This is a genomic window from Aliiruegeria lutimaris, assembly GCF_900099935.1.
GTDB classification, from domain to species: domain Bacteria; phylum Pseudomonadota; class Alphaproteobacteria; order Rhodobacterales; family Rhodobacteraceae; genus Tropicimonas; species Tropicimonas lutimaris.
The window spans coordinates 64272-87702 of the sequence record NZ_FNEK01000007.1 but is presented as its reverse complement, the minus strand read 5'-3'; the positions used below and the strand labels follow the sequence as shown (position 1 = coordinate 87702).

Annotated in this window: 23 protein-coding genes; 9 read left to right on the top strand and 14 right to left on the bottom strand. The window is 62.7% G+C overall.

Going from position 1 to position 23431, the window contains the following annotated elements:
- Window position 1 precedes the first annotated feature (1 nt).
- On the bottom strand, window positions 2-2704 hold the full coding sequence (gene secA, locus BLR85_RS05310) for a preprotein translocase subunit SecA (protein ID WP_093151062.1): 2703 nt from the start codon (window positions 2702-2704) through the stop codon (window positions 2-4).
- A 174-nt stretch (window positions 2705-2878) separates the two neighbouring features.
- On the opposite strand from secA, the gene BLR85_RS05305 reads away from it, so the two are divergent.
- Genes BLR85_RS05305 through mutT form a run of 3 tightly spaced genes read left to right on the top strand, consistent with a single transcriptional unit; the run spans window position 2879 to window position 5384 of the window.
- Window positions 2879-3730 carry a peptidylprolyl isomerase gene (locus BLR85_RS05305; RefSeq protein ID WP_093151058.1) on the top strand — a complete coding sequence of 284 codons (852 nt, stop codon included), beginning with the start codon at window positions 2879-2881 and terminating at the stop codon, window positions 3728-3730.
- A gap of 11 nt (window positions 3731-3741) precedes the next feature.
- Window positions 3742-4989: a bifunctional glutamate N-acetyltransferase/amino-acid acetyltransferase ArgJ gene (gene argJ, locus BLR85_RS05300; protein ID WP_093151054.1), complete on the top strand. Its 1248-nt coding sequence runs from the start codon at window positions 3742-3744 to the stop codon at window positions 4987-4989.
- Complete coding sequence (mutT, locus tag BLR85_RS05295) at window positions 4986-5384, top strand: 8-oxo-dGTP diphosphatase MutT (RefSeq protein ID WP_093151050.1); 399 nt, start codon at window positions 4986-4988, stop codon at window positions 5382-5384. Before argJ ends, mutT begins: the two co-directional genes overlap by 4 nt.
- 222 nt (window positions 5385-5606) lie before the next feature.
- Here the strand turns inward: mutT and infB are convergent, their stop codons facing one another.
- From infB to rimP, 4 genes are read right to left on the bottom strand one after another with little or no spacing between them, the layout of a single operon-like run.
- Entirely contained in the window at window positions 5607-8216 is a 2610-nt protein-coding gene (infB, locus tag BLR85_RS05290) for a translation initiation factor IF-2 (RefSeq protein WP_093151047.1), read from the bottom strand.
- Window positions 8213-8848 carry an RNA-binding protein gene (locus BLR85_RS05285; protein WP_093151043.1) on the bottom strand — a complete coding sequence of 212 codons (636 nt, stop codon included), beginning with the start codon at window positions 8846-8848 and terminating at the stop codon, window positions 8213-8215. The genes infB and BLR85_RS05285 overlap by 4 nt, the downstream gene beginning before the upstream one ends.
- Before the next feature lie 27 nt (window positions 8849-8875).
- Entirely contained in the window at window positions 8876-10495 is a 1620-nt protein-coding gene (gene nusA, locus BLR85_RS05280; protein ID WP_093151039.1) for a transcription termination factor NusA, read from the bottom strand.
- Window positions 10496-10512: 17 nt separating this feature from the next.
- A complete protein-coding gene (rimP, locus tag BLR85_RS05275) occupies window positions 10513-11112 on the bottom strand; it encodes a ribosome maturation factor RimP (protein ID WP_093151036.1) in 600 nt (199 codons plus the stop codon).
- A gap of 217 nt (window positions 11113-11329) precedes the next feature.
- Between rimP and BLR85_RS05270 the strand changes: the two genes are divergently transcribed.
- Window positions 11330-12535: a cation:proton antiporter gene (locus tag BLR85_RS05270; RefSeq protein ID WP_093151032.1), complete on the top strand. Its 1206-nt coding sequence runs from the start codon at window positions 11330-11332 to the stop codon at window positions 12533-12535.
- An 8-nt stretch (window positions 12536-12543) separates the two neighbouring features.
- Here the strand turns inward: BLR85_RS05270 and pip are convergent, their stop codons facing one another.
- Window positions 12544-13533, bottom strand: coding sequence for a prolyl aminopeptidase (pip, locus tag BLR85_RS05265; RefSeq protein WP_093151027.1), 990 nt, complete (start codon window positions 13531-13533; stop codon window positions 12544-12546).
- Between the two features lie 69 nt (window positions 13534-13602).
- On the opposite strand from pip, the gene ubiG reads away from it, so the two are divergent.
- Window positions 13603-14349, top strand: coding sequence for a bifunctional 2-polyprenyl-6-hydroxyphenol methylase/3-demethylubiquinol 3-O-methyltransferase UbiG (ubiG, locus tag BLR85_RS05260; protein WP_093151023.1), 747 nt, complete (start codon window positions 13603-13605; stop codon window positions 14347-14349).
- A gap of 6 nt (window positions 14350-14355) precedes the next feature.
- On the opposite strand, the gene thpR is transcribed toward ubiG, so the two are convergent.
- From thpR to BLR85_RS05235, 5 genes are read right to left on the bottom strand one after another with little or no spacing between them, the layout of a single operon-like run.
- The gene (gene thpR, locus BLR85_RS05255) at window positions 14356-14904 is read right to left on the bottom strand and encodes an RNA 2',3'-cyclic phosphodiesterase (protein WP_093151019.1); all 549 of its coding nucleotides are present in this window, start codon (window positions 14902-14904) and stop codon (window positions 14356-14358) included.
- Window positions 14905-14907: 3 nt separating this feature from the next.
- Window positions 14908-15348, bottom strand: coding sequence for a MarR family winged helix-turn-helix transcriptional regulator (locus tag BLR85_RS05250; RefSeq protein WP_093151015.1), 441 nt, complete (start codon window positions 15346-15348; stop codon window positions 14908-14910).
- On the bottom strand, window positions 15345-16178 hold the full coding sequence (locus tag BLR85_RS05245) for a carbon-nitrogen hydrolase family protein (protein ID WP_093151012.1): 834 nt from the start codon (window positions 16176-16178) through the stop codon (window positions 15345-15347). Before BLR85_RS05245 ends, BLR85_RS05250 begins: the two co-directional genes overlap by 4 nt.
- Window positions 16179-16187: 9 nt before the next feature.
- A complete protein-coding gene (gene grxC, locus BLR85_RS05240) occupies window positions 16188-16451 on the bottom strand; it encodes a glutaredoxin 3 (RefSeq protein ID WP_093151007.1) in 264 nt (87 codons plus the stop codon).
- Between the two features lie 35 nt (window positions 16452-16486).
- Entirely contained in the window at window positions 16487-17233 is a 747-nt protein-coding gene (locus BLR85_RS05235; RefSeq protein WP_093151003.1) for a double zinc ribbon domain-containing protein, read from the bottom strand.
- Between BLR85_RS05235 and BLR85_RS05230 the strand changes: the two genes are divergently transcribed.
- Window positions 17232-18092: a methyltransferase domain-containing protein gene (locus BLR85_RS05230; RefSeq protein WP_093150998.1), complete on the top strand. Its 861-nt coding sequence runs from the start codon at window positions 17232-17234 to the stop codon at window positions 18090-18092. The two genes, BLR85_RS05235 and BLR85_RS05230, sit on opposite strands and share 2 nt — an antisense overlap.
- A gap of 55 nt (window positions 18093-18147) precedes the next feature.
- Window positions 18148-19182 (top strand): ferrochelatase, encoded by a 1035-nt coding sequence (gene hemH / locus BLR85_RS05225; protein ID WP_093150994.1) that lies wholly within the window; start codon window positions 18148-18150, stop codon window positions 19180-19182.
- Between the two features lie 92 nt (window positions 19183-19274).
- Here hemH and msrA read toward each other — a convergent pair whose 3' ends face one another.
- A complete protein-coding gene (msrA, locus tag BLR85_RS05220; protein WP_093150990.1) occupies window positions 19275-19937 on the bottom strand; it encodes a peptide-methionine (S)-S-oxide reductase MsrA in 663 nt (220 codons plus the stop codon).
- 134 nt (window positions 19938-20071) lie between these two features.
- On the opposite strand from msrA, the gene BLR85_RS05215 reads away from it, so the two are divergent.
- Together BLR85_RS05215 and BLR85_RS05210 are read left to right on the top strand one after the other, a co-directional pair.
- Window positions 20072-20989: a D-amino acid aminotransferase gene (locus tag BLR85_RS05215; RefSeq protein ID WP_093150986.1), complete on the top strand. Its 918-nt coding sequence runs from the start codon at window positions 20072-20074 to the stop codon at window positions 20987-20989.
- Window positions 20989-21711 carry a sulfotransferase-like domain-containing protein gene (locus BLR85_RS05210; protein WP_093150982.1) on the top strand — a complete coding sequence of 241 codons (723 nt, stop codon included), beginning with the start codon at window positions 20989-20991 and terminating at the stop codon, window positions 21709-21711. The genes BLR85_RS05215 and BLR85_RS05210 overlap by 1 nt, the downstream gene beginning before the upstream one ends.
- 27 nt (window positions 21712-21738) lie before the next feature.
- On the opposite strand, the gene BLR85_RS05205 is transcribed toward BLR85_RS05210, so the two are convergent.
- Together BLR85_RS05205 and BLR85_RS05200 are read right to left on the bottom strand one after the other, a co-directional pair.
- Window positions 21739-22026: an SCP2 sterol-binding domain-containing protein gene (locus BLR85_RS05205; RefSeq protein WP_093150978.1), complete on the bottom strand. Its 288-nt coding sequence runs from the start codon at window positions 22024-22026 to the stop codon at window positions 21739-21741.
- A 126-nt stretch (window positions 22027-22152) separates the two neighbouring features.
- The gene (locus tag BLR85_RS05200) at window positions 22153-23376 is read right to left on the bottom strand and encodes an argininosuccinate synthase (protein WP_093150974.1); all 1224 of its coding nucleotides are present in this window, start codon (window positions 23374-23376) and stop codon (window positions 22153-22155) included.
- Window positions 23377-23431 lie beyond the last annotated feature (55 nt).

Below are 23431 nucleotides of genomic sequence, written 5' to 3'. Positions count from 1 at the left end.
CTCAGAGCGCCCCGTGGCAGTGCTTGAACTTCTTGCCCGAGCCGCAGGGACAGGGCTCGTTCCGGCCCGGATTTCCCCAGGTATTCGGATCGTTCTCGTCGAAACCTTCGATCAGGGCGGCCTGTTCTTCCGGCTCTGGCTCGGACTCGCCACCCGTGGCGGCCTGCTGCATCGCGGCCTGCTGGGCCATCATTTGCTGCATCATCGCCTGCTGCTCTTCCGGCGTCAGCGGACGGATCTGCCCGAGTTTCTCCGAAACCTCTTCACGCAGACCGTCGAGCAGGTTCTCGAACAGCTGGAAGGCCTCGTTCTTGTACTCGTTGAGCGGGTCACGCTGCGCGTAGCCACGGAAACCGACAACGGAGCGCAGGTGCTCAAGCGTCAGCAGATGCTCGCGCCACTTGCTGTCGATCGTCTGCAGCAGGAGCTGTTTCTCGATCATCCGCATGTTCTCGGGGCCGAAATCCACCGCCTTCTGGGCCATGAACGCATCAGACGCATCGTAGAGGCGCTCGCGGATATCGTCGTCATCCACGCCTTCCTCTTCGGCCCATTCCATCACCGGGGCGTCGATGCCGATCTTCTTGCGAATATCCGCGTGCAGCGCCTCGGTCTCCCATTGGTCGGCATAGCTCTTCTTGGGCATGTATTGCGCGACCAGATCGTCGATCACCTCGTGCCGCATGTCCTGGACGATTTCCGACAGATCCGCGGATTCCATGATCTCGCGACGCTGGCCGAAGATCACCTTCCGCTGGTCGTTCATCACGTCGTCGAATTTCAGCAGCTGCTTGCGGATGTCGAAGTTGCGCCCCTCGACCTTGGCCTGCGCGCGTTCCAGCGATTTGTTCACCCAAGGGTGCACGATGGCCTCGCCTTCCTGCATCCCAAGGCGGTTCAACATGGAGTCCAACCGCTCGGAGCCGAAAATCCGCATCAGGTCGTCTTCAAGGCTCAGGAAGAAGCTGGATTTGCCCGGGTCGCCCTGACGACCCGAACGGCCGCGCAGCTGGTTGTCGATCCGGCGGCTTTCATGACGTTCGGTCGCCAGCACGTAAAGACCGCCGGCATCCTTCACGGCCTGCTCGTCGCCCTTGTGCTGGGCCTCGATATCGGCGCGGATCTGCTCCGGGTCGGCCTCGGGATCAGCCGCGATGGCTTCCATCACCTTGAACTCGACATTGCCGCCCAGTTTGATGTCGGTCCCGCGACCGGCCATGTTGGTGGCAATCGTTACCGCGCCCAGCTTGCCGGCGTCGGCTACGATCTGGGCTTCCTGCTCGTGCTGACGCGCGTTCAGGACGTTGTGCTTGAGCCCTTCTGCCTGAAGCATCTGGCTGAGCATTTCCGATTTCTCGATGGAGGTCGTGCCGACCAGAACCGGCTGGCCCTTTTTATTGGCCTCGCGGATTTCCTCGATCACGGCTTTGAATTTCTCGGCAGCGGTCCGATAGACCTGATCGTGCTCGTCCTTGCGCGCAACGGGCAGGTTGGTCGGAACCTCCACAACGCCGAGCTTGTAGATCTCCATGAATTCATCCGCCTCGGTCAGCGCCGTGCCGGTCATGCCCGAAAGCTTGTCGTAGAGGCGGAAATAGTTCTGGAAAGTCACCTGGGCGAGGGTCACGTTCTCGGGCTGGATCTCGCAGCCTTCCTTGGCCTCGATCGCCTGGTGCAGACCATCCGACAGGCGGCGGCCATGCATCATCCGACCGGTGAACTCGTCGATCAGCACAACCTGCCCATCGCGGACGATGTAGTCCTTGTCCCGCTGGAACAGAACATGCGCTTTCAGGCCCTGGTTGATGTGGTGCACCAGCGTGGTGCTCTCGGGGTCATAGAGGTTCTGCCCTTCCGGCAGCAGCTCGTAATGCCGCAGCCGCTGTTCGAGGAACTCGTTGCCCTCGTCGGTATAGGTGACGTTCTTGGATTTCTCGTCGAGCTTGTAATGCTCCGGTTGCACCTCGGGGATGATCCCGTCAATGGTGCGGTAAAGTTCGGAACGGTCCTGGCTCGGGCCGGAGATGATCAGCGGCGTCCGCGCCTCGTCGATCAGGATCGAGTCCACCTCGTCTACAATCGCGAAGTTGTGATACTTCTGACAGACATCCTTGAGCTCGGATTTCATATTGTCGCGCAGGTAATCGAAGCCGAGCTCGTTATTGGTGGCATAGGTCACGTCACAGCCATAGGCGCCGAGTTTCTCTGCCTCGGGCTGCTGCGGGTAGACAACGCCACAGGTCATGCCGAGATGGGTATAGACCTTGCCCATCCACTCTGCGTCCCGCTTGGCGAGATAGTCGTTCACGGTGACGATATGCACGCCCTTTCCGGAGAGCGCGTTGAGATAGGCCGGGAAGGTGGCCACGAGCGTCTTGCCCTCGCCCGTCTTCATCTCCGAGATATTGCCCTCATGCAGGAAGATGCCGCCCATCAGCTGCACATCGAAGGCCCGCAGGCCAAGGGCGCGCTTTGCGGCCTCGCGCACATTGGCGAATGCTTCCGGCAGAAGCGCGTCCAGATCCTCGCCATTGCGGGCGCGTTCCTGAAGCTCGCGCGTCTTTTCGATCAATTCGGCATCGGTCTTCTTCTCGAATTCCGGTTCCAGCGCGTTGATCTGATCGATGACGGGACGGGTTGCCTTGATCTTGCGGTCATTCGGCGTACCAAAGACCTTTTTCGCGATCGTTCCAATTCCCAGCATATCTGCTCCGCCATGACTAATTCGTGTGAGAGGACGCCTTGCCGGCCCTTGCGTGCATCGTTACCTAGGCATCTAGCGAAGAGCGGCCCGCCTCCCGGACCATGCGGGATGTAAGGGTGCGCCCTGTGAGTGTCAACGCTGCGCAAGGGCGCGGCCACGAAGGAGCCTATCGCGATGCAGATCACCAACAAAACCTGGGGTGCCGGGATCTTTGCCCTCGCAATGGCGGCCAGCCTGCCGGCAGGGGCCGAAGAGATCACCGCGGATACCGTTGTCGCGACCGTCGGCGGGGCCGACATTACGATCGGTCACATGATCGTGGCGCGGCAGACGCTGCCGCAGCAATACCAGCAACTGGAGCCCGCCGTGCTCTGGGAAGGTATCCTCGACCAGCTCACCCAGCAGAACGCCATGGCCCAGTCGCTCGGCGACGAGGTGACCAAGGCAACCCAGCTGTCCATCGACAACCAGATCTCCGGCCTTCTCGCCGGCGAGGCGATCGGCAAGGTGGTCCGCAACGCGGTGAACAACTCCAGCCTTCAGGCGGCCTATGAGGCACGTTTCGCGGATGCCAAACCGACCAAGGAGTTTCACGCCGCCCACATCCTCGTGGCGACCGAAGAAGAGGCCAAGGCTATCCGCGAAGAGCTCGATGGCGGCGCCGATTTCGCCGCTCTGGCGATGGAAAAGTCCACTGGCCCCTCCGGCCCGAGTGGCGGCGATCTCGGCTGGTTCGGTCTGGGCATGATGGTGCCGGAATTCGAACAGGCCGTGATGGCGCTCGAAGATGGCCAGGTGTCCGACCCGGTGCAGACGCAGTTCGGCTGGCACGTGGTCAAGCTCAACGAGTCCCGGACTGCCGACGCACCGAGCCTCGACGAGGTTCGCGTGGAACTGGCCGCCGAGATCGAGAATGCGGCCGTGACCGAAGCGCTCGCAGCAGTGATGGCCGAGACCGATGTGGTGAAGTCCGAAATGGAATTCGATCCCGGTTTGCTCAACAATCTTGATTTGATCGCCGAGTAACGGAGAGAAAGATGGCCGGAAAACTGTCCGTTTCACCACTTGCGCCTGCATCATTTCCGGAACTGCCCGAAATCGCCGGTGTGGAATTCTCTGCGCTGGCGGCGGGCGTGCGATATGCGGGCCGAACCGACGTGATGTTGGCCCGGCTCGCGCCGGGCAGCGCCATCGCCGGCGTCTTTACCCGGTCTTCGACCCGCTCCGCTCCGGTTCTGGATTGCGAAGCCAAGCTGGCGGCCGGCGCCGAAACGGATGCCGGCGCCGCGATCCTGGTGAATTCGGGCAATTCCAACGCCTTTACCGGTGCTGCCGGTGAAGGCTCGGTCGCCGCGATCTGCGCGGCTGTGTCCGCCGCGTCCGGCATTCCGACCGCCCGGGTTTTCACCTCCTCCACGGGTGTGATCGGGGAACGGCTGCCGCATGAACGGATCACCCAACGGCTCGACGAACTGGTCGCAGGACTGGTTCCCGACGGGATAGAGACCGCCGCGCGGGCCATCATGACAACGGACACCTATGCCAAGGGCTCCGGTGCCGTCGTTCAAAGCCCTGCCGGCGAAATCCGCATCGCCGGCATCGCCAAGGGGTCCGGCATGATCGCGCCCGACATGGCCACGATGCTTGTCTATATCTTCACCGATGTCGCGATCGCCCAACCCATCTTGCAACAGGCGCTGAGTTCGCTGACCGAGCAGACCTTCAACGCGATCACGGTCGATGGAGACACCTCGACCTCCGACACGCTGCTGCTGGCTGCCACCGGCAAGGGTGCGGCCCGTATCGACGACCTGAACGACGCGTCCGGAAGGGCGTTCGTCGAGGCGTTGCACAAGGTCATGCTGGATCTGGCGCACCAGGTGGTCAAGGACGGCGAAGGCGCGTCGAAGTTCCTCGAAATCCGGGTCACGGGTGCGACCGACGATGCCGATGCCAAGACCATAGCCATGTCCATCGCCAATTCACCGCTGGTCAAAACGGCCATCGCCGGTGAAGACCCGAACTGGGGTCGAGTTGTGATGGCGGTCGGCAAATCCGGCGCGACGGCCAATCGCGACAGGCTCTCCATCCGCTTCGGTGACATCCTCGTGGCCGAAAAGGGCTGGGTCGCCCCGAGCTACACCGAGGAGGCCGGCGCGGCCTACATGAAGCAGCCGGAATTGCAGATGTCGGTCGATCTCGGCCTTGGAAACGGCGCGTTCACCGCCTGGACCTGCGATCTGACCCACGCCTATATCTCCATCAACGCGGATTACCGTTCGTGAAGACGGTCCTTGTCTCTGCCGTGGCGCTCGTCGATTTTGACGGGCGCGTGCTGCTGGCACAAAGACCAGAGGGAAAATCCATGGCCGGCCTGTGGGAATTTCCCGGCGGCAAGATCGAAGCCGGGGAAACGCCGGAAGCCTGCCTAATCCGTGAGCTTCACGAGGAACTGGGCATCGACACATGGTCCTCCTGCCTCGCTCCCCTGACTTTCGCCAGCCACTCCTACGCGGATTTTCACCTGTTGATGCCGCTCTTCATCTGTCGAAAGTGGCAGGGAACACCTGCCTCGCGGGAAGGGCAGGCCCTGAAATGGGTCACCGGCGACAAGCTGCGCGACTACCCGATGCCCGAAGCGGATATCCCGCTGATCCCGCATATTCGCGAGTGGCTCTGACCTGCCATTTCGGCGTCTAAGGAGGGGGCTTTGCCCCCCGCGCTCTTTCGAGCGCTCCCCCCAGGATATTTTCAGAAAGATGATCGCGAGCCCAATTCGGTTTCATTTTTCTCCAAATACCTCCGCCGGAGGCACGATCCGAAGAGACGAAAATTACCGGTTCCAAATGAAAAGGGCGGCTGTAACCAGCCGCCCGATATCGATTCGCGTTGTCTTTCGAGATCAGGCCAGCTGACGTTCGACTTCCTCGCGCTCGAAAATCTCGATGACATCGCCTGGGCGGATACCGTCGTAATTCTCGAAAGCCATACCGCATTCCTGTCCGGACTGCACTTCTGCAACCTCGTCCTTGAAGCGCTTGAGCGTCTTGAGCGTGCCTTCGTGGATAACCACGTTGTCGCGCAGCAGGCGCACGCCGGCGGAACGGCGGGCGATGCCCTCGGTGACGAGACAGCCGGCCACCTTGCCGACATGGGAGACCTTGAAGACCTCCTTGATCTCGGCATAACCGATGAAGTTCTCGCGCACTTCGGCGGAGAGCAGGCCGGAAGCTGCCGCTTTCACGTCGTCCACGAGGTCGTAGATCACCGAGTAGTAACGGATCTCCACACCCTTCTGGTTCGCCGCTGCACGAGCCGGAGCATTTGCACGGACGTTGAAGCCGATGACAGGTGCACCGGAAGCTTCGGCCAGGCCGATATCGCTCTCGGTGATTGCACCGACACCGGAATGCAGAAGGCGTACACGCACCTCGTCATTGCCGATCTTCTCCATCGCCTGGGCGATGGCCTCGGCGGAGCCCTGCACGTCGGCCTTCACTAGAATCGGCAGTTCGGCAACGTTCTCGTCGGCCTTGGCCTTGGCCATGAGCTGGTCGAGCGTCGTTGCGGCACCAGCCGCTGCGCGCTTGTCCTTGGCGGCCTGCTCGCGATACTCGGCAATTTCCCGCGCCTGAGCTTCGGTTTCGACCACGTTCAGCACATCACCGGCTTCCGGCGTGCCGTTCAGGCCGAGCACCTCGACCGGAACCGACGGGCCAGCTTCCTGGACGCGGTTGCCCTTGTCATCGACCAGCGCACGTACCTTGCCCCACTGCTCGCCGACAACGAAGATGTCGCCCTGCTTGAGCGTGCCGTTCTGCACCAGAACGGTGGCGACCGGGCCACGGCCCACGTCGAGCTGGGCTTCGATCACGGCACCGGAAGCGGCGCGGTTCGGGTTGGCCTTGAGTTCGAGGATCTCGGATTGCAGCGCGATCGCTTCGAGCAGTTCATCGAGGCCCTGGCCGGTCTTGGCCGACACCTCGACATCCTGCACTTCGCCCGACATCTGCTCCACGACCACCGAGTGTTGCAGAAGATCGGTGCGCACCTTCATCGGGTCCGCGTCCGGCTTGTCGACCTTGTTGATCGCCACGATCATCGGCACCCCGGCCGCTTTCGCGTGGCTGATCGCCTCGACCGTCTGCGGCATCACCGCGTCATCGGCGGCCACCACCAGAACGACGATATCCGTCACCTGCGCACCGCGGGCACGCATGGAGGTAAAGGCGGCGTGGCCCGGCGTATCGAGGAAAGACAGGATCTGTCCGTTGTCCGTGGTCACCTGGTAGGCGCCGATATGCTGGGTAATGCCACCGGCCTCACCCGACACCACCTTGGCGTGGCGGATCGCGTCAAGCAGCGAAGTCTTGCCGTGGTCGACATGGCCCATGACCGTAACGACCGGCGGACGGGACTGCAGATCTTCTTCCTTGTCCTCGACGGAGTCGATCACGTCTTCCACGTCGGAATCCGAGACCCGGACGATCTTGTGGCCGAATTCCTCAACGATCAGCTCCGCCGTATCGGCATCGATCGCCTGGTTCTGGGTCACCATCATGCCGTTCTGCATGAGCGCCTTGACCACGTCGGCCACACGCTCGGCCATGCGGTTGGCGAGTTCCGAGACAACGATCGTCTCGGGCACCTGCACGTCGCGCACAACCTTTTCACGGTTTTCGATGCCACCCATGGCCTTCTGACGGGCACGCTCCTGCTTGCGCTTCATCGCGGCCATGGACCGCTGGCGCCCGCCTTCGCCACCAGACATTGCCTGGTTCAGCGTCAACTTGCCGGAACGACGGTTGTCGTCACGATTGCCCTTGCCGCGGGCATCCCGGTCACGATCCTCACGACCGCCCTTGCGCGGAGTCGCGTCGGGCTTGGTGAAGGTCTTGGGCTGCGCCTGCGACTGGGCTTCCCTGGCGGCCGGTGCGGCTTTCTCGGCTGTCTCGGCTTGAGCGGCCTCTGGCTCGGCTTTCTTGGCCGAACGAGGCTGAGGAGCTTGCGCGGAACGGGACGGCGTGGCCAGAACCGCCTTGCGGGACGCCTCGCGCTCTTCGCGTTCACGCTTGACAGCTTCGGCAGCCTCGCGCTTCTTGCGCTCTTCTTCCTCGGCCTTGGCCTTCAACGCTTCTTCGCGTTCGCGCTCCTCGCGCTCCTTGGCCTCGATCTCTTCGCGTCGGCGCTGACGCTCTTCGTCGCGGCGCTTCTCGTCCGCGGCACGTTGCTCGGCCTCCTCGGCCTCGCGCGCCTTGGCCAATTGCAGCGCCTTGAGCCGGCGATCCATCTCGGCATCCGAAATACCGGCCGGACGGCGCGAAGGATCTCCGCCCGCCTGTCCGCCGCCGGCGCCGGCTTTACCCGCCCCCGGTTTCGGAACAACGACCCGCTTGCGCTTCGTCTCGACCACGACGTTCTTGGTGCGTCCGTGGCTGAAACTCTGCTTTACCGAGCCGGAGCGTGCTCCGCCCTTAAGGCCCAGGGTCTTTTTGCCGTCATTCTCGCTCATGCGATACCATCGTCCTTTCCGGGGCCGTCTGCCCCGATATTGCCGCGCAGGCCGGAAAGCCGTGTGGCCTCCTCAACGACACGAGTCGTGAGTCCTCCGGCACACAGCGCCGCGTGTATTACATGGTCTCGACCAAAGGACAAACCCATTTCATGGGCCGTCAGACAGTCGAAATAGGCACCTTCCTCCGGTGGAAGGCGCAATTTGCTCTTTCCGCGCTCCGAGCCATCACTGGCCTGGAGCAAAACGACCGCTTCGCCGGTCTGGATCAGCCCGCGGACCTTCTCGTAGCCCGCCATCGCCAACCCGGCCTTGCGTGCCAGCGACAGCGTGTCGGTCACGCGTCGCGTCAGCCCCGCTTCGATCGCATCGACCAGTCCCTCGGGCACGGCGACTTGTCGCTTGGCACCGCGGGCAAAGGCCTTTTTCTTCACGGCCAGCGCCAGAGCGTCGCGCGTAGCCGTCACCCAGATACCGCGTCCGGGCAGCTTGCCGGCGAGATCGGGCACGATCCCGCCATCCGGTCCGACCACGAAGCGGATCATCTCCGCCTTTGGCCGTATCTCACCTGTGGCGACGCATTTGCGTTCGCTCGCCGCCTCCCGGTCCTTTTTATGTCCACCGCGACCCAAGGTCCGATACCCATCCAGCGCCAGGAATCAGGCGCCGGCCTCCTCGGTCTCAACGCCTTCCTCGGCCTCTTCGGCCTCGGCCTCGAGCTCCGCGGGATCGACCCAGCCAAGCTGGATGCGGGCGGTCATCACCATGTCCTGTGCCTCGGCCAACGAGACGTCGAATTTCTCCAGAACGCCGTCATCCTTGACCCGCTCGCCGTCAACCGTAGTCCAGCCGCCGGCCAGCTCCCAGTCCGCGCAGGTGGCGAAATCTTCCAGCGTCTTCACGCCGTCATCGGCCAGCGCCTCGATCATCTGCGGGGTCAGGCCCTCGAAATCGATCAGGCTCTGCTCGACACCCATCTCGACGGCTTTCTCCAGCGCCTTGCGGTTGATCGCGTCGATATGGTCACGGGCACGGGCCTGAAGCTCGTTCGCTGTGTCCTCGTCCACGCCGTCGATGACCAGGAGTTCGTCCAGTTCGACATAGGCGACTTCCTCGAGATTCGAGAAGCCCTCGGAGACCAGAAGCTGGGCGAAGAACTCGTCGAGATCCAGCGTGTCCATGAAGAGCTGCGTGCGCTCCTCGAATTCCTTCTGGCGGCGTTGGCTCTCTTCTTCCTCGGTCATGATGTCGATATCGAGACCGGTGAGCTGGCTGGCCAGCCGCACGTTCTGGCCGCGACGACCGATGGCGAGCGAAAGCTGCTCGTCGGGCACAACAACCTCGATCCGCTCGGCTTCCTCGTCGAGAACGACCTTGGACACCTCGGCCGGCTGCAGCGCGTTCACCAGGAAGGTCGGCACATCCTCGTTCCACGGGATGATGTCGATCTTTTCGCCCTGAAGTTCGTTCACGACGGCCTGCACGCGGGAACCGCGCATACCGACACAGGCACCGACCGGGTCGATGGAACCATCATAGGAGATCACGGCAATCTTGGCACGCGAGCCGGGGTCACGAGCCACGGCCTTGATCTCGATGATGCCGTCATAGATCTCCGGCACTTCCATCTTGAACAGCTCGGCCATGAATTCCGGCGAGGTGCGGCTGAGGAAGATCTGCGGGCCGCGGGCCTCGCGGCGCACGTCCTTGATGTAGCAGCGGATACGGTCGCCATTGCGATAGCTCTCGCGGCCGATCTTCTCGTTGCGGCGCAGGATGCCCTCGCCACGACCGATATCGACGATGACGTTGCCATATTCCTCGCGCTTGACGACACCGTTGATGATGGTGCCGGCGCGGTCCTTGAATTCCTCGAACTGGCGGTCACGCTCGGCCTCGCGCACCTTCTGCAGGATAACCTGCTTGGCGCTCTGGGCGGCGATCCGGCCCATCTCGACCGGCGGGACTTCGTCGGTCAGCGTGTCGCCAATCTGCGGATCGGCCATGTATTGCTTGGCCTGCTCGACCGTCATCTCCGCCTGGTAGTTCTCCAGCAGGTCGTCTTCGACCACGGTGCGCACGCGGGTAAAGGTCGCGCGGCCGGTCTTGCGGTCGATGGAAACACGAATGTCCATCTCGGAGCCGTAACGCGACTTCGCGGCACGGGCGAGGGACTCTTCCATCGCCTCGATCACCAGCTCCGGATCGATCATCTTCTCGCGCGCCACCGCCTCGGCGGTCTGCAGCAGTTCCAGCTGGTTGGCGGATGTGATGGCCATCTCTTGTTGTTCCTCTTTTACGAGTTCTCTTTGGCGTCGTCCTCGGACGCCATGAATGTCTGCACTTCGTCGAACTGGGCTTCGTCGATCTCGCCCGCATGTTTGCGCTGGTTGAGCATCTCGCGGATCAGCTCGTCGGTCAGCACCAGCTTGCCTTCGGAGAGCCAGTCGAATTGCAAGCCGATGATCACCGGCGCGCCTTCGTGCTCGATCTCGATCAGCACCTCGTTGCCTTCGACACCCTTGAGCGTACCCTTGAAGCGACGACGGCCGTCGATCAGCTCCTCGGTTTCCAGCTTGGCGACATAGCCGGCCCAGGTCTCGAAATCTTTCAGCCGGGTCAGCGGCCGGTCGATGCCGGGCGAGGAAACCTCCAGCGTGTAATTGTCCTCGATCGGATCCTCGACATCCATCACCGCGGAGACGGCTGTAGAAATCTCGGCGCAGTCGTCGACCTCGATACCGCCTTCCGGCTTCTCGGCCATGATCTGCAGGGTCGGTGTATTGCCGGACATAAGCCGGATGCGCACCAGCTCGAATCCCATCCCCTCGATGACGGGGGTCAGGATCTCTGCCAGTCGCTGGTCGATGTTCGTCTTGGCGATAAGGTCGGTCATATTCTGTCCGGACACAAAAAAACGGGCGCGCGGCCCGTCGATACTTCCCGGTGGAACCTCGGTTGAGCACCGACGCGCCGCTGTTGAACGGGCATATACGTGCTTCGGCCCCTTCTGGCAAGGGGGGACGGAAAACTCCTGCCCCCGGCAGACCGAAGCAGCGCATTGCCACAAGCACGCATACACCCCTAAGCTTCCAGCATCTGGGGAGTTTTCCATGCATTTCCAAGTTCTCGGCATTGCGGTCGTTATTCTGCTCTATTGTTATTTCTCCGCAGCGATCAGCCGGCGCGGCATCACGATGCCGATGATTTTCCTGAGCTTAGGTGTGGTTTTCGGAATGAGCGGTATGCATCTCACCCATGATTCCGCCACTATTTTTCACAACTTGGCGGAGATGACGCTGGCGCTGCTGCTCTTTGCAGACGCCACCTTGCTCGATCGGAACGCGGTGGAGCGGATCGGGCAACGCGCCGGGCGCATGTTGCTCATCGGGCTCCCGATCGCCATTGGTCTCGGCGCATTGGCGAACTGGTTGCTCCTGCCCGGTTGGCCGCTTTGGGAAATTTTCCTGCTGGCCGCGCTGCTCGCGCCGACCGACGCCGCACTTGGACAGTCCATCCAGTCCAACGAACGAATCCCCGAGATCATCCGAGACACGTTGAACGCCGAAAGCGGGCTGAACGACGGGCTCGCCCTGCCCTTCGTGATCTTCTTTGCCGGCCTCGCCGTCAGCGCGAATGACCCCGAGCTTGGCGACGGTTCGCTGCTGCGGCTGGTTGCCGTGCAGATCGGACTCGGCGCGCTTGTCGGTATTCTGGGCGGGGCCGCGGCCGGGTTGCTGCGGAATTTCTCCGTAGAGCGCAATCTTATCGATCATGGGCTGACCAAGGTCGCCGTGCTGGCCCTCGTGGGCGTGATCTATTTCGCCGCCGAGCACGCGGGCGGCAATTCCTTCGTCGCGGTTTTCGTCTCGGGCATCGCCTATGCGAACATGGCCAAGGGAACGGTCTCGCATGCAAGGGAGTTCATCGAGGGCGACGGGCAGTTCCTCGCCATCCTGAGCTTCTTCTTCATCGGCGCGCTGTTCGCGCCGGTCGCGTTGGAGAACATCACCCTCGCGGGCATTGCCGTGATCGCGGTCTCGCTATTTGTCGTTCGCCCCGTAGTAATCTGGCTGTCGCTGGTGGGAACCGACACCACGCCGAACGAGCGCCTGTTCTATGGCTGGTTCGGCCCGCGCGGCCTGGCCACCGCGCTTTTCGCCGTTTTCGTGATCATGGATTTCGAGCATCTGCAAAGGAGCAATCCGATCCTCGTCACTGCGATCGCCGCGGTACTGATCTCAGCCTTCCTGCACGGATTGTCGGCCAAGTACGCTGTACAGATCTTCCGGCTGGACTCAGCCGACAAGGACAGCTGAGAGGCTTTCTAAAGCCCCAACTGCGCCGCCATGCGCGGGAGCGCCTTGGTGGCGCGCACCAGCTCGGCGGTAATCCCCGGCTCGCTCAGCGCGTGACCGGCCATCCCGACCATCCGCAATTCTCCGCGCGACCAGCGTTCGGTGATTTCCCAGGCCGAGCGGGGCGGGCAGATCATGTCCTGCCGGCCCTGGATGACGATTCCCGGGATCTTCGAGATCAGCGGCATGTCTTCAAGGATCTGCGCGTCGCGCTCAAGCCAGCCCTTGTGGCGGAAATAGTGGTTCTCCAGCCGGGCGAAAGCGCGGGCGTAATGCCCCGGCGCGTCCGAATGCGCGCCGTCGCTCCTGATCGTGGCCAACGCATTCTCCCACCGGCACCAGGCACGCGCAAAATAGGTCTGCGCGGTCTGATCCTCGCCGAAGAGGCGCTTTTCGTAGGCGCCGATCAGGTCGGAGCGTTCCTCGGGTGGAATGATATTGGTGAAGCTCTGCCATTCCTCAGGGTGAAACTGCCCCGCACCGCCACCATAAAACCAGTCCAGCTCCCGCTGCATCATCAGGAACACGCCGCGCAGCACAAGATAGGCCACCCGGTCCGGATGCGCCTGTGCATAAAGCAGGCCCAGCGTCGCGCCCCAGCTTCCCCCGAACACGACCCAGCGTTCCACGTCGATATGTTCGCGAATCGTCTCGATATCGCGCACGAGGTGCCAGGTTGTGTTGTTCTCGACGCTCGCATGGGGCCGCGACATTCCGCAGCCGCGCTGATCGAACAGGATGATGCGGTATTTTTCAGGATCGAAATAGCGGCGCATTGCCGGACTGCAACCGCCACCCGGACCACCGTGCAGCACAACCACCGGAATTCCGTCCGGTGCACCGCATTGCTCCATATAGACCTTGTGGCCGTCGCCAACATCCAGCAGACACCGGTCGAAGGGCTCAACCGACGGATAGAGGTAGTGCAGTGCGCTTTTGTGTCCCGCGACCTTGTCCATAACCGAGCTATATAGCGGTCGGAAAGCCGGCGCCACGCCGAACGACCGCCCCGAACAAGGAGCCGCAGCATGAACATGTCCCAGACCACCGTCGATCCGGCCGAAGTGGCCAAGTTCGAAGCGATGGCCGCCGAATGGTGGGATCCGACGGGCAAGTTCAAGCCGCTGCACATGCTGAACCCGACACGGCTCGACTACATCACCCGTCAGATCGCCGCCGAGTTCGACCGTGACCTGACCGCGCCGAAGCCGTTCGAGGGGCTGCGCCTGCTCGATATCGGCTGCGGCGGCGGCTTGCTGTCGGAACCGATGGCGCGGCTGGGGGCGACGGTTGTCGGCGCGGATGCGGCCGCGCGGAACATCCCGGTGGCGCAGATCCATGCCGAGCAATCCGGGCTGGACATCGACTACCGCTGCATCACCGCCGAGGAGATGGCCGCGGCGGGCGAGAAGTTCGACGTGCTGCTGAACATGGAAGTGGTCGAACACGTGTCGGACCCGCTGGCCTACCTGACCGCCTGCCATGACCTGCTCAAACCCGGCGGGCTGATGATTTGCTCGACGATCAACCGCAACCCCAAGAGCTTCGCGATGGCGATTGTCGGCGCGGAATGGGTGATGCGCTGGCTGCCCAAGGGCACGCATGAATGGAACAAGTTCATCACGCCCGACGAGCTGAAGGAATTGCTGGAAAAGGCCGGGCTCCGGCACGAGGACGCGACTGGGTTCGTCTTCAACCCGATCTTGTGGAGCTGGTCGCTCTCCGCCAGCGACCTCTCGGTGAACTACGTCACCGCCAGCACCCGCCCGGCGTAAGGGCGCCTAGGCAATCCCTAGCTCATAACAGGCCAGCTCGCTATGGCGCGCGGGGCCGTGTCCAAGCTCCGACCGATAGAGCGAAAAACTCTCCGCCAGAAAGCCGGGGATATCCGCCAGTGCGTTGGCCTGAAGGAAATCCGCCAACCGGTCCGCGGCTTCCCCCGACGGGGCGCGGTTGAAGCGGGCAAGTGTCACATGCGGGCGAAAGCGGGTGCGTTTCAGCTCCAGCCCGGACCGGCGGGCGGCCTGCTGAACCTTGTCGTGAAGATGCACGATCCCCGGTTCGGGGCGCACGGCGGCGTGCAGGATCTCCGGTTTCGCGCCGCCGAAAAGATCCAGCCCGGCAAAACTGATCTCAACTGCTGGATGGGTGATTTCGCTTAGGGCCAAATGCAGATCCCGTGCCTGCATCTCCGCCACATCGCCCAAAAAGACGAGGGTCAGGTGCAGGTTCTCGCGCGGTGGCACCCGTCCAACCGGCAACCGGGCCGCGAGCATTTCCAGCCGGTCCAGAACCGGGTCGGGCAGCGAAATGGCCAGGAAACAACGCATGGTTCAGCCCGCGCCAAGCTTCTCGCGCAATTCCCTCAGCACCGGCAGCGCCAGCCGAACGCGATCCGTGCCGATCTCCTCGACAACCTCGGCGATGATCGGCGAGACCGCGGCAATCGCCGCTTCCCGCGCCGCCCTCCCGGACGGGTTGATCGAAATGAATTTGCGCCGCGCGTCGTTCCAGTCGGGCCGCACGTGGATATGGCCCGCCCATTCGAGCTTGGACAGCGTGTTGCTCATCGCACCGCGCGTCAGGTGGAAGGCTTGCGCGAGCTGCGCGGGCGTGCGCTCCTCGCCCACGCGCGCGAGGTGGTTGAGCACGGAGAACTGGCTCAGCTCCATCCCCTTGGGCAGCGCCTTTGACAGGCGGTTATGGGCAAGCTGGTCGATCGTGAAGATCTCGGAAAACAGCGCCACGGCGAGGCTATCGGTCTGCTGGCTCATTCCGGCCCTCCGAAGGGTCGGTCATGCGTGAGCGAAGGCACGCGGGAACGGGCGCGGGTCACCTCGGCCATGTCGATATCCACCAACATGACAGTGGGGTCCTCGCCGGCATCCGCCAGCACCTCGCCCCAAGGCGCTACCACCATGGAATGACCATGGGTGCGCCGCTGCTTGCCCCGGCTGGTCGGATGCACCCCGCATTGCGCGGGCGCCAGAACGAAGGCGCCAGTCTCGATGGCGCGGGCGCGCAGGAGCAGTTCCCAATGCGCCGCGCCAGTGACGGGCGAGAAGGCGGCCGGGATGGTCAGGATTCCGGCACCGGCTTGCGCAAGCCGCCGGTAGAGATGCGGAAAGCGAATATCGTAGCAGATCGTGAGGCCAAGCTTGCCGAAAGGGGTCTCTGCGAGCACCGCCTCGGTCCCCGGACGGTAGCCAGCCGATTCCCGATAGGTCTCGGTTTCCGACACCGTCACGTCGAACATGTGGATCTTGTCGTAACGGGCGACGATCGCTCCCTCGGGGTCGATCAGGAAGGACCGGTTAGCAAAACGCCCATCCGGATCGTCGGTCTTGAGCGCCAGCGACCCTATCAGCAACCAGATCCCGTGTCGCGTCGCCGCCTCACGCAGAGCGGCGAGAGTAATGTCCTCCGCTTGCCCTTGCAGGACTTCGCGCTGCCGCGTCGCACTTCCCGAGAGGCAATTGGTCACTTCCGGTGTCAGCACGAATTCGGCACCCGCACCCACAGCCTCCTCTACCCGCGCCAATGTCTCGGTGAGATTGGCGGCCGGGTCATCGGAGACGTTGAGTTGCAAAAGTCCTGCGCGCATGACCCCGTCTTAGGCCTCGACGCCCAGAAGCGGATCGAGCTTGCCCGCGTGCTCCAGGCCATAAAGTTCGTCACATCCGCCAACATGGGTCCCGCCGATGAAGATCTGCGGCACGGTATAACCGCCATTCGAGCGGCTCAGCATCTCCTGCCGGCGTTCTGGTGCTCGGGAAAGGTCCACCTCGGAAAAGGAGATACCCTTCTGTTTCAGAAGTCGCTTTGCCGCGTGGCAGTAACCGCAAAAAGGCGTGGTGTAGATTTCGACAGGCTGCATCAGTCCTCAAGGCTCCGGCTAATCCAGAGGAGACCTTACCCCTCCTTTACCACCCGCGCCAGAGCCACGACACGAACATCTGATGCACCTGCAGCATAACAAGCCTCGGCGCAGGCCGCGGGTGTCGCGCCGGAGGTCAGAACATCGTCCACGAGCAGGACGGGCCGATCCGTGATCCGCGCTCGCTGACGTGGATTCACAGAAATCGAATCGACCAGGTTGGCAAAACGGGCGTCCCCGCCCTTGCCTTCCTGGGAGCCGGTGAAGCGATGCCGTTTCAGCAGGTCCGGACAATGCTCCAGTTCCAGCTCCCTCGCCAGCCGCGCCCCGAGCAGCGCGGCCTGGTTGTAGCGGCGTTTGAAGAGGCGCCGCCAATGCAGCGGCGTCGGCACCACGATCTGGCCGGGCAGGCGGATGTCGCGCGCGGCGATTGCCATCCAGGCACCGGTCGCGCGGGCCAGTTCCGTCCGGTCGCCATGCTTGAAGGCCAGCACGAGCCTGCGGCCATTGTCCCGATAAGCGAGCACGGCGCGCCCCTTGCTCCAGGGCCGGGCGATCCGCAGGCAATCGTCGCAACAGGCGATCTCGGTCGGGTCGTCGCCCGGCAGCGGCACCCCGCAAAGATCGCACCGCAGCCCGGTGAGAAACGGCGTCTGCCCCCAGCAAGCGGCGCAAAGACCGTCATCGGTGCCGACGATCGCGTTGCAGGTCAGGCAATGGGGAGGGTAAACAACATGCATCATCGCCCGAACCCCGGAACGCAAGGCAGCATTTCCCAGCATGACGACCCCTCGATTGACCGATCGCGCCGCCCTCAGCCGCGCCCGTTCCCGCGCGCGTGCCACCCAAGGCGGCATGGCGGACTTCCTCCATCGGATGATGGCGGACGAGGTGGAGGAAAGACTGCAACTGGTTAACAAGACGTTTACGGATACCGCCGTGATCTCGGGTTTTCCCGCGCTCTGGTCCGAATTGCGCCCGGATGCCAAGCAGGTTCACGACGAGGAAACCCTCGGGCTCGATGTGGCCGCGCATGATCTGGTAATCCACGCCATGGCGCTGCACTGGGCCGACGATCCGGTTGGCCAGCTTGCCCAGGCGCGCCACGCGCTGCGCCCGGATGGATTTTTCCTTGGCTTCGGTTTCGGCGGCGAGACCCTCACCGAGCTGCGTCAGGTCCTCGCCATGGCCGAGACCGAGGTGATGGGTGGCCTGTCGCCACGCGTGGCGCCAATGGGCGAGATCCGTGACCTTGGCGGGCTCTTGCAGCGTGCCGGCCTTGCCCTGCCCGTGGTCGACAGCCTGCCGCTGACCGTGACCTACGAGACGATGTTCCACCTGATGCGCGATCTGCGTGCGATGGGCGAGGTGAATGCGCTGGCCAACCGGCACAAGGCGCCGGTGTCGCGCGAGTTTTTCCTGAAGGCCGCCGAGGAGTATGCCCGCCAGTTCGGAACAGAGGACGGGCGTATCCGTGCCACTTTCGAGATCCTCGTGATGACGGGATGGGCGCCAGATGCCTCGCAGCCACAACCCTTGCGCCCGGGCTCGGCCACCACGCGGCTGGCCGATGCGCTCGGCGCGAAAGAAATCGGCTTGAACGATCCCGCCGGACAGGGCCGAATTGCCGACGAAGATTGACGAAACACCCCGCGATTCTATTTGATCCCAGACCACTTAAAGCCAGGACAGACCGATGATCATGACCCGCCCCGATGACCACCCGAGTTTCCCCGAAGAGAAGATCGGCGTGTTGCTGGCCAATCTCGGAACGCCCGACGCCACCGATTACTGGTCGATGCGGCGTTACCTGAGCGAGTTCCTGAGCGACCAGCGGGTAATCGACTACCCGAAATGGAAATGGCAGCCGCTGTTGCAACTCATCATCCTGTCCAAGCGGCCGTTCACATCCGGCGAGGCCTATCGCTCGATCTGGAACAACGAGTTGAACGAGAGTCCGATGATGACAATCAGCCGGGCCCAGAAGGAAGCCATCGCCGCCGAAATGCAGGTACGCTACGGCGACAAGGTCGTGGTGGATCTGTGCATGCGCTACGGCAACCCCTCGACCAAGGAGCGGGTAAAGGCGCTGATCGAGCAAGGCTGCCGCAAGATCCTGTTTTTCCCGCTTTACCCGCACTATGCCGGTGCCACTTCTGCCACGGCGAATGACCAGTTCTTCCGCGTTCTCATGGAGGAGAAGTGGCAACCCACGGCCCGGATCGTACCGCCCTATTTCGACGAACCCACCTATATCGACGCGCTGGCGCAATCGGTGGAGCGCGGCTTTGCCGGGATGGAGGAAGCGCCGGACATGCTGGTGTGTTCCTATCACGGCGTGCCGAAGCGCTACCTGATGGAGGGCGACCCGTATCACTGCCAGTGTCAGAAGACGACACGGCTGCTGCAAGAGCGGACAGGGATGGACCCGGAAAAGATCTGCACCACTTTCCAGAGCCAGTTCGGGCCGGAAGACTGGCTGCGGCCCTACACGGTCGACCATGTCGCCGACCTTGCGCGGCAGGGGAAGAAGCGCATCGCGGTGATCGCGCCGGCCTTCTCCGCCGATTGCATCGAGACGCTGGAAGAGATCAACGAGGAGATCAAGGAAAGCTTCGAGGAAGCGGGCGGCGAGAGCTTTACCTATATTCCCTGCCTGAACGACGACGCGGCCCATATCTCGGCGCTGAGCGAGGTAATCACGAACAATCTCAAGGGTTGGATCGAATAGGGGCACTCCCGCCCGTCGTCGTCGCATCAAAGATGCGCTGCTCCCGTTGGGGGTGGCCGCGCGCCACGGGCGCGCGGCGGATTTTCCGGTGATCAACCGCCCACAAAAGGCGCGTCGTTGCCCCAGAGTTGCCGGACCCGGTCATCGCGACCGCAGCTGTCTCGATACAGCTTGTAAGCCTTTGCCTTGGAGCGGGGACCGAAGCGGGTGAGGATCAACTCGTCCTGCTTGTAATAGTCCTGATGGTAGTCCTCGGCTGGGTAGAATGCCTGAGCGGCAAGGACGGGGGTCACAATCCGCTTGCCCAACGCCTGCTGGGCCGAAGCCAGCCCGGAGTCTGCTGCCGGTTTCTGAGCAGGCGTTGCGAAAATCGCCGTGCGGTAGCTGTCGCCACGGTCGCAGAACTGTCCGCCCGCATCGGTCGGGTCGACCGACCGGAAGAACAGGTCCACGAGCTGGGGATAGCTGACTTTGGCCGGGTCGTAGGTGATCTCCACCGCCTCGTAATGACCGGTTCCACCGCGTACGACCTGTTTGTAGCTGGGGTTCTCCACCGTACCCCCGGTGAAGCCGGACACCGCTTCGATCACGCCCGGGACACTCTCGAAATCGGATTCCACGCACCAAAAGCACCCGCCGGCAAAGATCGCCGTTTCGGTTTGCGCCGCCTTGGCGTCGCCGCAATGCACAACCGTCCCGATGGCGATGAACAGCGCCAGAACGGCCGGTTTCACGTTGTCCAGAATGGCTTGCATGACATTTCCTTTCCTTTGACGGCAATGTGCCCACAGGCGCGTTTCACCTGCAATTCAACGGGCTGTGAGATCACGTACAGGTGACGCAGGTTTCAGGCTTTCCCTTTCCTTCACGCCCCCTTAGCGTCGGCGCCATGACACAGAGCGCTGACAAGATCTCCACCCACCAGGCGGCCGAGGACGCCCGCAACGAAACCATCTCGATCTGGCTGAATGGCCGGGTCGTGCCCAAGGCCGAAGCCGTGGTTTCGGTATATGACAGCGGGTTCATGCTGGGCGACGGCATCTGGGAAGGGCTGCGGCTCTATAATGGCCACTGGGCGTTTCTCGATGAACATCTGGACCGGCTTTTCGAGGCCGCGCTGGCGGTGGGTCTCGACATCGGGCTGGACCGGGAAGGCCTGAAAGCCGCACTCGAGGAAACGCGGGCGGCCAATGGCATGGAGACGGACGCCCATGCGCGGCTGATGGTGACACGCGGAGTCAAGACGCGACCCTTCCAGCACCCGTCGCTCTCGCAGCAGGGGCCAACCGTCGCGATCATCATGGAGCATTCGACGCCATCGCTTCCGCGGCCGATCCGGCTGGCGACCGTTCCGCATATCCGTGGCTTGCCGATGAGCCAGGACCCGAAGCTCAACTCGCATTCCAAGCTGAACTGTGTGCTGGCCTGTATTGCCGCCGAGAAGGCCGGTGCAGACGAAGCGCTGATGCTGGACGTGAACGGCTTCGTAAACACGACCAATGCCTGCAATTTCTTCATCGTCCGCAAGGGCGCCGTTTGGACCTCGACGGGCGATTACTGCATGAACGGGATCACCCGGCAGAAGGTAATCGATATCTGCCGGGCGAACAGCATCCCGGTTTTCGAGCGGAACTACTCGCTGGTGGACACCTATGGGGCCGACGAGGCGTTCTTGACCGGTACCTTTGGCGCACAGACTCCGGTGGGCGAGATCGACGGCCGGCAGATCGGATCCGGCCAGATGGGGCCTATGACCGAGCGGTTGCGGGGGCTCTACAAGGACCTCGTCACGCGGGAGTGCCACTGATGCGGATTGCGATGTGGTCCGGGCCGCGGAATCTCTCGACGGCGATGATGTATGCCTTTGCCAACCGGGCGGATTTCGCAGCGGTGGATGAGCCTTTCTATGCGGCCTACCTCGCCGCGACAGGACTGACCCACCCGATGCAGGACGAGATTCTCGCCGCACAGCCAACCGATCCGGCGGAGGTCGTGGCCTATCTCACTGGACCGGTTCCGGGTGGCGCTCCGCATTTCTACCAGAAACACATGACCCACCACATCTTTGCCGGCATGCCGACGGATTGGATGGACAACATGGTGAATGTCTTCCTGATCCGGCATCCGGCGCGGGTGATCGCCAGCTATGGCCTCAAGCGGGAAAACCCGACGCTGGATGATATCGGATTCTGGCAGCAGGCCGACCTTTTCGACCATGTCGCGGAGGTACATGGCAAGGCGATCGTGGTGGACAGCCACGACATTCGCCACAACCCCGAAGGGATGCTGCGCGCTCTTTGTGCCGAGATCGGACTGGAATTCGACCCAGCAATGCTCTCCTGGCCAGCCGGCGGCAAGGGTTGCGACGGAGTCTGGGCGCCGCATTGGTACGAATCCGTCTGGAAAAGCACTGGGTTCGCCGGTCGCGAGGGACCCTTGCCGGAAGTGCCGGAACATCTGCGGGATGTTCTGGAGGCCGCCCTGCCGCATTACAAACGGTTGGCGGCGAGCGCCTTGAAACCAGCGTAGGGCGGGTTTCCACACCAGCGTTTCGGATCAGCCTTTCAGCAGTTTGCCAAGCTTCATTGCCACGGACGGATCGCCGCCGACCTTGATCTTGCCCATCATGACCGCCGTCATCGGGTTCAGTTTGCCGGTGACGAGCTTTTCGAGGTTCTCGACGCTCATCTTCAGCGTGCAGGCCGCCGGTCCGTCTTCGAGAGACACCTGCTTGTCGGCAATCATGATCACGCCGGCGGTGCCGCAGTCGAATTTCAGACTGTCAGTGAAATCGCTCTTCGAAAGACCCTTTTCAATGGTTTCGGCGATCGCTGTCAGTGACATGGCTTTCCTCCCTCTGTCTCGAAATCGGTAGGAAGGCGCGTCCAGTCCGGCAAGCCTGACGCTGCGTTGCGGCAAACGAAAAGGGCCGCCCAGAAGGACGGCCCCGTTTCGATATCCCGGATCGGTTTAGTTGAACCGCTTGTCCCGGCGGGCCAGCAGCCTCAGTCGCAAGCCCTGAAGCTGGATGAAACCCTGCGCGTCGGACTGGTCGTAGGCGCCCATATCCTCTTCGAACGTCACTTGCTCCTCGGAATAGAGCGAATGGTCGGACCAACGGGCGACGACGCGCGCCAGCCCCTTGTAGAGCTTCATCCGCACCGTGCCGGTGACATGCTCCTGGCTCTTGTCGATTGCCGCCTGAAGCATTTCGCGCTCCGGGCTGTACCAGAAACCATTATAGATCATCTCGGCATAGCGCGGCATCAGCTCGTCCTTGAGATGGATCTGCATCCGGTCGAGCGTGATCGACTCGATGCCGCGGTGGGCGTCGAGCAGGATCGTGCCGCCCGGCGTCTCGTAGATGCCGCGGGATTTCATGCCTACGAAACGGCCCTCGACGAGGTCCAGCCGGCCAACGCCATGCTTGCGGCCATATTCGTTGAGTTCGGTAAGGATCGTGGCCGGGCTCATCCGCTCGCCATTGATGGCAACCGCGTCGCCCCTTTCGAACTCGATCTCGATATATTCGGGCGTGTCCGGCGCATCCTCGGGATGCACGGTCCGCTGGTAAACATAATCGGGCGCTTCCTCGGCCGGGTCTTCCAGAACCTTGCCCTCGGACGAGGTGTGCAGAAGGTTCGCATCGACGGAGAACGGCGCCTCGCCACGCTTGTCCTTGGCAATCGGGATCTGGTGGGCTTCGGCGAATTCGAGCAGCTTGGTGCGCGAGCCGAGATCCCATTCCCGCCAGGGCGCGATCACCTTGATCTCGGGGTTCAGCGCATAGGCCGAAAGCTCGAAGCGAACCTGGTCGTTGCCCTTGCCGGTCGCGCCGTGGGAGACCGCATCCGCGCCGGTCTCGGCGGCAATCTCGACCAGCCGCTTGGAAATCAGCGGGCGGGCGATGGACGTGCCGAGCAGGTAAAGCCCCTCGTACTGTGCGTTGGCACGGAACATCGGGAAGACGAAGTCGCGCACAAATTCCTCGCGCAGATCCTCGATGAAGATGTTTTCCGGCTTGATGCCAAGCATCTCGGCCTTCTTGCGCGCGGGATCAAGCTCCTCGCCCTGCCCGAGATCGGCTGTAAAGGTGGCGACTTCGCAGCCGTATTCCACCTGCAGCCACTTGAGGATGATGGATGTGTCGAGGCCGCCCGAATAGGCAAGCACCACTTTCTTGGGCGCGGACATACTGAATCCCTTTGTCTCATTTTCCTGCGCGCGATATCGCCTTTTCTGTGGCAGG